The 11823-nt window shown below is 71.0% G+C and carries 7 protein-coding genes; 6 read left to right on the top strand and 1 reads right to left on the bottom strand.

Going from position 1 to position 11823, the window contains the following annotated elements; genetic code table 11:
• The coding region (locus tag CWC38_RS08805) for a hypothetical protein (protein ID WP_240625183.1) at positions 1 to 440 on the top strand (440 nt) is incomplete at its 5' end.
• 13 nt (positions 441 to 453) lie between these two features.
• Here the strand turns inward: CWC38_RS08805 and CWC38_RS08800 are convergent.
• A complete protein-coding gene (locus CWC38_RS08800) occupies positions 454 to 5073 on the bottom strand; it encodes an FtsK/SpoIIIE domain-containing protein (protein WP_121846393.1) in 4620 nt (1539 codons plus the stop codon).
• 190 nt (positions 5074 to 5263) lie between these two features.
• On the opposite strand from CWC38_RS08800, the gene CWC38_RS08795 reads away from it, so the two are divergent.
• The 5 genes from CWC38_RS08795 to CWC38_RS08775 all read left to right on the top strand — a co-directional run bounded on the left by CWC38_RS08795 (position 5264) and on the right by CWC38_RS08775 (position 11802).
• Positions 5264 to 6445, top strand: coding sequence for a glycosyltransferase family 4 protein (locus CWC38_RS08795; protein WP_121846395.1), 1182 nt, complete (start codon positions 5264 to 5266; stop codon positions 6443 to 6445).
• Between the two features lie 236 nt (positions 6446 to 6681).
• Positions 6682 to 7869 carry a UDP-galactopyranose mutase gene (gene glf, locus CWC38_RS08790; protein WP_121846392.1) on the top strand — a complete coding sequence of 396 codons (1188 nt, stop codon included), beginning with the start codon at positions 6682 to 6684 and terminating at the stop codon, positions 7867 to 7869.
• Positions 7866 to 9896 carry a glycosyltransferase gene (locus tag CWC38_RS08785; protein ID WP_121846391.1) on the top strand — a complete coding sequence of 677 codons (2031 nt, stop codon included), beginning with the start codon at positions 7866 to 7868 and terminating at the stop codon, positions 9894 to 9896. The genes glf and CWC38_RS08785 overlap by 4 nt, the downstream gene beginning before the upstream one ends.
• Positions 9897 to 9999: 103 nt before the next feature.
• Positions 10000 to 10872 carry an ABC transporter permease gene (locus tag CWC38_RS08780; RefSeq protein WP_121846390.1) on the top strand — a complete coding sequence of 291 codons (873 nt, stop codon included), beginning with the start codon at positions 10000 to 10002 and terminating at the stop codon, positions 10870 to 10872.
• A gap of 3 nt (positions 10873 to 10875) precedes the next feature.
• Positions 10876 to 11802, top strand: a complete 927-nt coding sequence (locus CWC38_RS08775) for an ABC transporter ATP-binding protein (protein WP_121846389.1) — start codon at positions 10876 to 10878, stop codon at positions 11800 to 11802.
• Positions 11803 to 11823: the final 21 nt, after the last annotated feature.

The following is an 11823-nucleotide window of genomic DNA, read 5'->3' as shown; positions in this document are numbered from 1 at the left end:
GCCCTGCCATGAGCGCCCCGGCCACCCGCTCCCGGACCACCGCCCCCGTACCCCGGCCCTGGACCGCGTCGGTCGTGGCGGCCACGGTGGGAGTCGAGGCGCTCGCGCTGCTCCTCTCGGCGCTGGCCCTGTTCACCACGCTGTTCACCGGCCACGTGCTGCCGGTTGCGGGCATCGTGTTCGGCACCGTGGTCCTCGCCGGGGGCGCCGTGTGGCTCGCGGCCGCAGCCCGGGGGGCCTGGGCCGGTCTGCGCTGGCCCCGCGCCGCGGTCCTGGTGTCGCAGGCCTTCCTGCTGATCGTGGGGCTCTCTTTCCTCCAGATGGCACTGGGCGGGTGGGGTCTCGTGGTGGCCGCCGTGGCCGTGGTGACCATCCTGTGCCTCCTCGCCCCGTCCACGGTTGCGTGGATGCACCGCACGCGGGACGACGCCGCCCGCTGACCCGTCCGGTGCGTCACACCCCCTGCTGCGGGCCGGTCCCGTCGAGGACTGCGGGCGGTGCGGGAGAGGTGGGAGGCAGGGGAGCCTGCACCGGTTCCACGGTGCCCCGGTGAACCCAGAAGCCGCGCCCGGGAGGCCCGCCCAGCCCCTGACCCGCGAGGGACACCCCGAACGCCTCGCCGTCGAACGCCCTCCGGGGTCGGAGCAGCAGGGTGTCCGCCTGCTGCCGCCACGCCATGAGCGGGGGAAACGTGCTGAGCAGGGAGTCCGTGAGACGGGTTCCCACCACCAGACGGACTCCCGGTGCGAGTGCGTCACAGTCATGTCCGGAGCCATTCCCCTTCGATGCGGTGTGCCGAGGTGAACCCGGGGACCAGGCCGTGGCAAGCGCACGGAGAACCTCGGGGGACAGCCGGTCCGCGTCGTCGACCAGGAGGGTGACGGGGCGCCCGGACCGTTCCAGCGAGCGCAGCAGCGCCTGGACGTCGTCCGCGCTGCCGGGAGCAGCGGAGACCACGTGGTGCGCAGCGCGTGCCTCATCCGTGGTCAGCGCCGTGGACAGGTGGGCGCGTGCGGCGGCCAGGAAGGACGTGCGCCCGGAGCGTGCGGGCCCCGCCACGAGCAGCGTGGCTCCCGGCCCCCAGGGGTGCACGGCCGGGTCGCCCTCCCGGGTGACTCCGAGGAGCAGACCCGGCGTGACCTCTGCGGGGGAACTCCAGGCGCTCGGCAGCGGGAAGGCCACGGGCCACCCGTGGAGACCGGAGCGTGGACCTCCAATGAGCTCTCGGGAGCTGCGGGAACCTCGGGAGCTGCGGAGCGCAGCGGTGCGGAGGACGGCGTCTCCCGCCGGGCGGGTCACTGAGAACCCTGCCGCGCCCTGCGCCTTCGACCCACCGTGCTGGTCACTGCGCCACAGGGTGCGTTGCCCCAGGACGCCCTCGTCTGCCGCCTCCTGCCGCAGGGGAGCGTACCCGTCCACGGGTTCGCCTGCGGCGAGCTGCACCACGACCAGCCGGTCCGCCCGGGGCGGGCCTCCGGGATCACCGCACGAGCGGGTCACCGGGCCGCTGACCGCGCCCCGGGAGTCCCAGCCGCTGAACGGCGGGAGGCGGGGCCACTGCAGCAGCGCCTCGGGGGTCTGACCGGCCGGCAGGAGCACTCGATTGGGAGCTGAGTGGGCGCCCCGGCCCGACATGAGGGAGCGGTCCCCGGTCAGCACCGCGGACAGACCCCGGGAGGGGCCGACCGCGAGCAGCGACAGGAGATCGTCCTCCAGGTGGGCCCAGGCGCCGGCGCGCAGCAGCTGGCAGCAGCGGTCCCAGTCCGCCACGACCACCAGGGCGCGCTCGTGCCCGCCCTCCGGATCGTCCGGGGTGCTCTCGAGGTGGCAGCGGAGTCTGTCGAGCAGGTGGGCGAGGTCTGCGGGGTGGTCGGCGTGGGCGGTGCCGCGCAGCGGGTTCGCGCACCCCGCGTCGGTGGGACCCGTGAGATCCGTGGTGCCCGCCCCGGTGGCCGAGACGACGTACAGGGCCACGCCCGGCGCGGCGTGCTCCTCGGGCGAGGCCGCTGCGCACCGTTCCACGAGTGATCTGAGCCCGCTGCGCACGGCCGAGGGGCGGCCGATCAGGGCGAGCGGGCCGTCCTCCCACGGATCCCAGGTGAGCCTGCCGCACCAGTGCTCGGCTGGGTTCTCGGCGGGGCCGAGATCGACCAGTGGGAAGGGGACCCGCTCCGGGCTGGCACACCGGGGCAGGCCGGGCGGCACCGCCCTGTCTCCGGGGTCCGGGCAGTCCCCGGACGCCGGGTCCCGGGGGTCGACGGCGCCCGGGGACTCCCAGAAGCGACGCACGTCCCGCACCGCCGCCCCCGGATCCGGTGCCGGTGCCGGGCGGAAAGCCCCGGGGGCACCGTCGTGGGGACGGGCCGCGGGCAGGAAGCGCAGCTGGAGAGGCGCGGGCGGCGGTGTGCAGAGTCGCGTGAGAACGGCGCACTGCACCTCCACCGGTGCGCCGTGCCCACGGTCCAGGTAGCCCCGGCCGGGCAGGTTCGGGGGGATCCCCGCGGCGAGCCCGCTGCCGATCATGTCGAGGGATTCCTGCTCGGTGCGCACGCGCAGGCAGAGTGCCTGGGACACGTTGGCGCGGACATCCGGTGGCAGGGCGCCCTGGGGCCGCTGGGTGGCCAGCACGAGGTGCACCCCCAGTGAACGGCCCACGGTGGCAACCACCGCGAGCTGGTGCGCGGCCTCGGGGAACGAGTCCGTGAGCATCTTCGCCTCGTCCACCACCACCACGAGTTCGCGGACCACGGGGGTGCCTCCCCGCTGCAGAACCTGGGCCATCGTGTCGAGACCGTGGGCTCGGAGCACCCGTTCGCGGCGCTGGAGCTCCGAGTGCAGGAATACCAGCGCACGCCGCACCTCGTCCGGACCCAGGTCCGTCAGCAGGGTGCTCACGTGGGGCAGGTCCGCAAGGGGTGCGAGAGCCGCGCCGCCCTTGAAGTCCACGAGCAGGAACTCGAGGCGCCCGGGGTCTGCGCCTCGGGCGAGCCCCGCCACGAGTGTGCGCAGCACCTCGGACTTCCCGCAGCCGGTGGTCCCGGCGATCAGCAGGTGCGGGTTTTCGTCGTCCAGCACGATCCGCTCCCTTCCGTCCCGGGAGACGCCGATGACCGTGCCGAGCGGCGAGTGCGCCCGTGGCGGGAGCCCGGTCGACACCTGTTCGCTTCCGGGCCCCACGGTGGTGGGATCCGGTCGCTCGTCGTCGGCCAGGAGCAGCTCGTGCGAGGCGACGGCCCGGGGGAGTGCACCCCTTCGCCGCGACGGTCGCCGGGCAGCGGCGGCCGTCCAGGCCTGCAGGGCAAGGTGGGCGGTGCCGTCGGAGACGGTGTCCGGGACGAAGTCCAGACTGGTGCGCTGCTCCTGGGCCGAGAGCCCCGGGACCGCGTCGCACGAGGGGGTGGAGAGGCGCAGTCCACCGCGGACCTCTGAGACCAGGGTGTCCTGCGGCCCGGGGGCCGCCCCGCCCGCCAGGACGACACGCACCACGCCGGGGGCCGCGGCAGCCAGCGCGGCGTCCTGCGGGGTGAGGACCTCCAGGCCGGTGACGTCCGTGGGACCGGGCCGGGCGGCGTCGCGGGTGGAACCCGGCGGGGACGGGGATGCCGGGGACTGGAGCAGCCGGGCGAGGGCCGGCGGAGGTGCCCACGCGACGTCGGGGGAGACCGTGAGCCGGTCCAGGGCCTGCGGACCCGTGAACAGCTGCACCGCGAGCGCGTTGAGCAGCCCTCGTGAGCACTCGCCGGTCACTGCGAGGGTCAGGACGCGAACGCGGGCCAGGTCCACCAGAACCGGGGCACGACGGTGCGTGACCGCCCGGACCGGGATTCCGCGACCCCTGCCCACGACGGCGGCACGTGTGCCCTGCCCCAGGCGCACCCAGCGCGCGGTCACCGCTGAACCCGTGTCCCCGGACGTCGCAGCAGTGCGGTGCTGCGTCCAGGAGGTCGCGGAACGAGGGCCACCGGCTGGAGCCGCAGCGGCCCAGCGCAGCGCCTCCGATCCCGGGGATCCCGTGTCCGGCCCGCGCTCCGGTGGCAGCGCTCGGCAGCGCGCCACGAGTTCCGCGACCGGCGGGGCCGCGTGGTCGCAGCGGCGCAGGTCGCGCTCCCGGGCGGCGGCCAGCCGGCGTCGCTGCTCGGCCCGCGCGCCGCGGTCCGCAACCCACCCCGCGGCACTCGTCACGGCACCCAGGGCGCTGAACAGCAGGAAGAACCACCAGTGGGTGACCAGGGCAATCGCCACCCCCGCGCACAGTGGGAGGAGACCCGTGACCATGGCCACTGCGGCCCGGGCGCAGTGAGCGGGCTCGAGGGGGAGCTCGTGGTCGGGTGCGGCCTCATGGGTGCTGAAACCCGCCGGGGTTGCAGCGGGATCGGGCCAGCGGGCCTCCGACCGCTCGCCGTGGCGTTCCACCCGCAGCCAGGACACCTCGTCACCGAGGCTCAGCCGCAGCCGGTCGCCGTGGGAGAGAGCCGTTCCCGAGGGCAGCACCCTGACCCCGGAACCGTCCACCACGAGACCGATCCCCGACGTGGTTTCCACCCGGGACAGCACGGGCCCGCCCCCGTCCAGCACCACGCGGTGCCGGCCACGGGGTAGTACGAGTTCGGTCCCCGCGCCTGCGCCCTCCACCACCGTGAGGCGCACGACGTCGTGCGCGTCGGCTTCCCGCGGGCCATCCTCGGTGGGAGACCCCCCGACCGGTGCCACGGCGCCGGGCAACGGGGCCACTGCGGACCGCGCGGCCCCGCCGGAGGACGGCGCACCGCAGGACGACGCCGACCGTCCGGACGCCACGGGCTGCCCGGGGTCCCTGGTGCTCCCGCGGCGGGACACGGGAACGCCGCCCGCAACAACGGGGTGCAGCACCACCGTGGCACCGTCCGTGAGCGGGGGCGCCCCCACCGTGGCACGGCCGAGATCCACACCCGCCACGGTGGCGCGGTGCTCGGTGCCGAGCTGGCGGGCGAGCTCGGCGGCGAGGTCCTCGCCCGAGGTCCCGGGGGAGGCCGTGACGCTCACGGGATGGGTGGTGCCGGCACCGTGCCGCAGGACGTGGAGGGACAGCTGCATGCCAGCAGTGCACCGCACCAGCGCGGTGGAACGGGGGAGCGGGCCCACGGCCGTGGATGCCCCTGGGCGCGCCCGTCCGGCGGGCGCTCCTGTGCAGGGCCCTCGCCGTGCGACGAGCCGAAAACGGTGACCGGGCAGGGGGCCGTCCCCTGGGCGGAACATCGTCGAATTACATGAGACAGTAGTGGCCATGAAACCCCGCAAGGTCGTCATCGTCAGCCGCATCTTCCTCCCCGAGCCCGCGGCGGCATCGTTCCGGCTCGCCGCCCTGGCCCGGGGATTCGCCGCAGAGGGGGCTGACGTCACGGTGCTCACCACGCGCCCGCCCCGCAGCATGGCCGCCGGGTCGGTGGACGAGCCCTACGAGATCGTGCGCGTCCCCGTGCTGCGGGACAGTGAGGACTACGTCCGTGGGGTGGCCCAGTACCTCAGCTTCGACGTCCAGGCCTTCGCCCGGCTGCTCCTCATGGACGCGGACATCGTGGTGAGCGAACCCCCTCCCACCACGGGTCTGGCCGTGTGGCTCTCCAGTGCCCTGCGGCGTCGTCCGTACATCTGGTACAACCCGGACGTGTGGACGTCGGCGACCCTGAACATGGACGTCCCGGGCGTGGTCACCCAGCTGATGCGTGCGGCGGAAACGGTGTCCGCGCGGCGCGCGGGCGGGGTGATCACGGTGTCGGAGGCCATGGGCGAGGAGCTGCACCGGGTGACGGGGACGAGCTGGGACAAGATGTTCGTGGCGGAGAACGGCATCGACACGGACACGTTCACCCCCGACGGGCCCGAGGAACCGGTGGGTGCCCCCTACTTCGTCTATGCCGGCTCCATTTCGGAGTGGCAGGGCATGGACATCTTCATCGAGGGTCTCGCGCGCATTCTGCCGCGCCATCCCGAGGCCACCCTGCAAGTGCTCGGCCGTGGCCCGGACGTGGCACGCGTCCAGGAGGTTGCCGCTCGGCTGGCTCCGCGCAACGTGGTCTTCCACGGGGTCCAGCCCCCGGCACGCACTGCCGCGTTCATGCGCGGAGCGGTGGCCGCTCTGGCGTCGGTGATACCCCACGCCGGGTACGACTTCTCCAAGCCCACCAAGCTCTACGCCGCCGCGGCGTGCGGCACGCCGTCGCTCTACGCCGGGGTGGGGGTCGCCGCGGAGCTCGTGTCCGACAACGAGCTCGGTGTCCCCGTGGACTTCACCCCCGAGGCAGTCGCCCAGGCGATGGAGAACGCCCTGGACGACGCCGCGCACGGTCGACGTGCGGCGCTGAAGGGGCGCCGCAGTGCGTGGGCCCGCGAGCACGCGTCCCTCGCCGCGTCCGGCCGAGCCGCAGCGGCCTGGGTGCTCAGCGGATTCGGGGATGCTGAGCGCTGACCCCGCAGCAGCCGGGCTGCTGTGGGCCCCGTGTTCCGGTGCCCGTCCCCAGCGGCGGGAGTGAGCGGGCCCAGTGAACGGAAGTGCTTGCCGTCGTCTGCACACGCCGCGGGGCCCGGTGCGGTCACCACGCACCCCGTCCGGTGCGAGTCGCACGGGCCGCAACCAGCGCCGTCCGGTATTTTTGTCCACGACGATGTCCGTGCATGGATCGCGGACGACCCTAGGAGGGACACATGAACACTGATCTCGTGGTCGTGGGCTCGGGACTGTTCGGTTTGACCGTGGCAGAGCGAGCCGCACGCGAACTGGGCCTGAAGGTCACCATGATCGACCGGCGGCCCCACCTGGGCGGCAACGCCTACAGCGAGAACGAGGAGCGCACCGGGATCGAGGTGCACCGCTACGGTGCGCACCTGTTCCACACCTCCAACGAGCGTGTGTGGGAGTACGTGAACCGTTTCACCCAGTTCACGAACTACGTGCACCGCGTGTACACCCGGCACCAGGGCGAGGTGTACCCGATGCCCATCAACCTGGGCACCATCAACCAGTTCTTCCGTGCGGCGTACTCGCCGGGCGAGGCGCGTGAGCTCATTCGTGAGCAGGCCGGCGAGCTGGCGGGGACCGACCCGCAGAACCTCAACGACAAGGGCATCCAGCTGATCGGACGTCCGCTCTACGAGGCGTTCATCAAGCACTACACCGGCAAGCAGTGGCAGACGGACCCCAAGGACCTGCCCGCCTCGATCATCTCCCGGCTGCCCGTGCGCTACACGTACGACAACCGCTACTTCAACGACACCCACGAGGGTCTGCCCGTGGACGGGTACACCGCGTGGCTGGAGCGCATGGCGGACCACCCGAACATCGACGTGCGTCTGGACACGGACTTCTTCGACGACTCGCAGGAGTTCTCCAAGGCCAACGTGGTGGGCCAGGTGCCCGTGGTCTACACGGGCCCGGTGGACCGCTACTTCGACTTCGCGGAGGGGGACCTCTCCTGGCGCACCATCGACCTGGAGGAGGAGGTCCTGGACATCGAGGACTTCCAGGGCACCTCGGTGATGAACTACCCGGACGCGGACGTGCCCTACACCCGCATCCACGAGTTCCGCCACTTCCACCCCGAGCGGGACTACACCAAGGACGCCACCGTGATCATGCGGGAGTTCTCACGCTTCGCGGAGAAGGGCGACGAGCCCTACTACCCCGTCAACACCTCACAGGACCGGGAGAAGCTGTTGGCCTACCGGGACCTCGCCAAGGGTGAGTCCTCGGTGCTGTTCGGCGGGCGGCTCGGCACGTACAAGTACCTGGACATGCACATGGCCATCGGGTCGGCCCTGTCCATGGTGGACAACAAGATCGCACCGCATTTCACCTCCGGTGCGCCGCTGACCAGTGGAGGAGTGGACGAGTGAGCCAGGAGAACGTGGACCAGGCGGGACGCCCCCAGCCCGCCACCGCCGAGAGCCAGGAGTACCTGACCAAGATCTCCTCGCAGCCCCGCACCGCCGCGGACCTGCGGGAAGTGGCCCGGGTGGTGTTCCCCGCGGACAAGGACCTGGACGCCCTGCCGCTGTACATCGACGGTCCCATCAACGTGGAGGGACCGTCCTCTGCCGGCTCCGACACCGCCAACCAGCACCCTGACGACATCATCTCCCGGCGTTCCGTGCGGATTCGCCCGGGACGCCGCGTGTCCTTCGGCTCGTACTTCAACGCCTTCCCGGCCTCCTACTGGCGGCGCTGGACGGTGGCCGAGTCCGTGGTGCTGCGCGTGCGCACCTCGGGCGCCGGCTCGCTGATCGTCTACCGCTCCAACGCGCGAGGTGTCTCCCAGCGCGTCGAGGACCGCAGGGTGGAGGGCTCCACCACGTGCGAGTTCGAGCTCACCCTGGCACCCTTCGGGGACGGCGGCTGGTACTGGTTCGACCTGATCTCCGACGAGGAGGGCATGACCCTCGACGCCGCGTCCTGGCTCGTGCCGTCGCAGGACCGCCCGGTGGGCCGGGTGACGCTGGGCGTCACCACCTTCAACCGGCCCGACTACTGCGTGAACACCATCCGAACCATTGCCGAGGCGGACGGCTTGGACGAGGTCTTGGACGAGCTCATCATCGTGGACCAGGGCAACAAGCTGGTCCAGGACGAACCCGACTTCGCGGCGGCGGAGAAGGCCATGCGTGGCAAGCTGCGCGTGATCCGCCAGGGCAACATGGGCGGTTCCGGCGGGTTCGCCCGGAACATGTACGAGGTGGTGGAGGGCCGTCAGACCCCTGAGGGGGTGGAGAAGTCCGACTACGTCCTGATCCTCGACGACGACATCCTCCTGGAGTCCGAGGGCGTCCTGCGCGCCACGGCCTTCGCGGACATGTGCCACACCCCCTCGATCGTGGGCGGGCACATGTTCGACATGTTCAACAAGCCGCTGCTCAACGCGTACGCGGAGGTCGTGAACCCCTACCGGTTCCTGTGGGGCCCCGTCGACGGCCTGGGTGCCGTGGACTTCGCGGAGCGCGGCTTGCGCTCACGCCCCAGGCTGCACCGGCGCTGGGACGCGGACTACAACGGCTGGTGGATGTGCCTGATCCCGCGCACCATCCTGGAGGACATCGGCCTCTCGCTGCCCGTGTTCATCAAGTGGGACGACTCCGAGTACTCCCTGCGCGCCAAGGCCGCCGGGTACCCCACCATCTCGCTGCCGGGCGCGGCCGTGTGGCACGTGTCCTGGGCGGACAAGGACGACGCCGTGGACTGGCAGGCGTACTTCCACGAGCGCAACCGGCTCATTGCCGCGCTGCTGCACTCACCGTTCGCGAAGGGCGGGCGCATGCTGCGGGAGTCCCTCACCACGGACACCAAGCACGTGGTGTCCATGCAGTACTACCCGGCGAAGTCCGTGCTGCTCGCCATCCAGGACGTCCTGGACGGCCCCGAGCGGCTGCACGAGATGCTGCCCACGCGCATGCCCGAGATCCGCGCCATGAAGGACGAGTACTCGGACGCCCGCGTGGTCAAGGATCCTGCGGAACTGCCCCCGGTGCGGCGCGCGAAGCCTCCCAAGACGATGGAGGCGCCGAAGTCGCCCACCAAGGCCCAGCTCATCCCGTGGGCCGTGCGCACCGTGCTCAAGCAGACTCTGCGGCCCGTGCGCAGCATGGCCAAGGAGTACCCCGAGGCGAGCGTGGCCCACATGGACGGCCACTGGTCCTACCTGGCCACGCTCGACTCGGCGATCGTCTCCAACGCGGAGGGCACCGGTGCGTCGTGGTACCGCCGGGACCCCGCCCAGGTGCGTGAGCTGATGGCGGAGAGCGTCAAGCTCCACGCCGAGCTGCTCTCGCGCTGGGATGCCCTCAGCGAGCAGTACCGTGCGGCCCTGCCCGAGATCACCTCGGTGGACGCCTGGGCCCGCACCTTCGCGGAGAACGGCCCCGCGCAGTAGTTCGGCCACCCGCTCGACGCCGCACACCCGCCCGGACGTGCGGCGTCGGCGTGCATGCGGTGCGCACGCTGGAAGAACGCACCGTGCCAGGAAAGGACGCCAGATGGAAACCCAAGCTCCCGCTACGCACTTGCGGCCCCCGGGGCAGGACCGTGGGCTGAGGGACGTGTTCGCGAACAGGTTCCTGCTCAAGCTGATCGTGGACAAGGAGATCCAGATCAGATACCGGGGCACGGTCCTCGGGCTGCTCTGGTCCTACCTGAAACCGGGCGTGCAGTTCCTGGTGTTCTACATCGCCATGGGCGTGTTCCTGGACCTCAACCGCGGCATCGAGAACTTCGCCGTCTACCTGTTCTCGGGGATCGTGGTGATGAACCTCTTCGGCGAGGTCTTCGGCAACGCGTCCCGCTCCGTGGTGGCCAACGGTGGTCTGCTCAAGAAGATCTACCTGCCCAGGCAGCTGTTCCCCGTGTCCAACCTGCTGGTGGCGATGATCCACTTCGTGCCGCAGCTGGTCATCCTGCTGCTCGCGTGCTTCCTGACCGGGTGGCACCCGGGGGTCAAGCAGCTGCTCGCGGTGGTCGTGGCCACCGCGATCATCGCGCTGTTCTCGCTCGCGCTGGGCATGCTGTTCACCACGTTCAACGTGTTCTTCCGGGACGCGGAGAACATCGTGGACCTCATCATCATGGTGTCCACGTGGGCCTCTCCCGTGCTCTACATGTGGACCATGGTGCACGAGAAGCTGTGGGACTGGGTCTACTACGTGTACATGGTGAACCCGCTGACCGTGGCGGTGGAGCTGTTCCACTACGGCTTCTGGTTCCCCACCACGGACACGCCGCAGATCTGGCACGTCCCGCCGCACCTGCTCACGGGGTGGACCCCGTTGGCGATCGTCACCAGCCTGATCCTCTTCTTCCTGGCGGACCGTCTGTTCCGCTCGCAAGAGGGCAACTTCGCGCAGGAGCTGTGAACCATGCCTAGTTCAGCCACCCAGCCCACTCCCGGGCGCACGGACGCGGACCTGGCCATCAGGGTCCGTCACATGACCAAGGAGTTCGTGCTGCGCCACACGCGCTCCATGAAGGAGGCGTTCGTGTGGCTCGTGAAGGGCCGCAAGGGCGATCTCACGGCCAAGTTCACGGCGCTGAACGACGTCTCCTTCGACATCCACGACGGTGAGACGGTGGCCCTGCTGGGCTTCAACGGCTCCGGCAAGTCCACCACCCTGAAGATGATCTCCGGGGTGATGAACCCGGACTCCGGGGAGATCCTCACCCGGGAGAAGGTTGCAGGGCTCATCGAGGTGGGTGCGGGCTTCCACCCGGATCTCACGGGCCGGGACAACGTCTACCTCAACGGCGCCATCCTGGGGATGAGCAAGGAGGAGATCGACGCCAAGTTCGACGACATCGTGGAGTTCTCCGAGATTGCGGAGTTCATTGACACCGAGGTGAAGTTCTACAGCTCCGGCATGTACCTGCGCCTCGCCTTCTCGGTGGCCGTGCACACGGACCCCGAGGTCTTCCTGGTGGACGAGATCCTTTCGGTGGGCGACGAGCCGTTCCAGAAGAAGTGCATCGGGCGCATCAAGGACCTGGTGCGTCGCGGCAAGACCCTGGTGGTGGTCAGCCACGACCTCAACCTGGTCATGGACATCTGCGAGCGCGGGATCGTCATGGACCACGGCACCAAGGTCTTCGACGGCAACGTCTACGGCGCGGTGGCCCACATGCGCAACCAGCCGGAGGAGGACGTCCGGCGCGAGCATGCCGAGGGCCTTGCCCGCGCGCTCCAGGACAAGCGCCGCAAGCGCGAGTGGCAGGCCCAGGAGGCCGCCGAGCGCGGTGAGGAGTTCGTGCCCCAGTACGACCCGGACCTGGACGGCCCCCTGGAAGGCTGATCCGCCGGCACCCGCCCGGAC

It is taken from the genome of Kocuria tytonicola, from assembly GCF_003687455.1.
Taxonomy (GTDB): Bacteria; Actinomycetota; Actinomycetes; order Actinomycetales; family Micrococcaceae; genus Kocuria; species Kocuria tytonicola.
This window is presented reverse-complemented; position numbering and strand designations above follow the sequence as displayed.

What these genes read in the sequence shown, in the direction of transcription:
- CWC38_RS08800 (WP_121846393.1), bottom strand. Translation starts at nt 5,073, where the DNA reads ATGCAGCTGTCCCTCCACGTCCTGCGGCACGGTGCCGGCACCACCCAT.
- CWC38_RS08795 (WP_121846395.1), top strand. Translation starts at nt 5,264, where the DNA reads ATGAAACCCCGCAAGGTCGTCATCGTCAGCCGCATCTTCCTCCCCGAG.
- glf (WP_121846392.1), top strand. Translation starts at nt 6,682, where the DNA reads ATGAACACTGATCTCGTGGTCGTGGGCTCGGGACTGTTCGGTTTGACC.
- CWC38_RS08780 (WP_121846390.1), top strand. Translation starts at nt 10,000, where the DNA reads ATGGAAACCCAAGCTCCCGCTACGCACTTGCGGCCCCCGGGGCAGGAC.
- CWC38_RS08775 (WP_121846389.1), top strand. Translation starts at nt 10,876, where the DNA reads ATGCCTAGTTCAGCCACCCAGCCCACTCCCGGGCGCACGGACGCGGAC.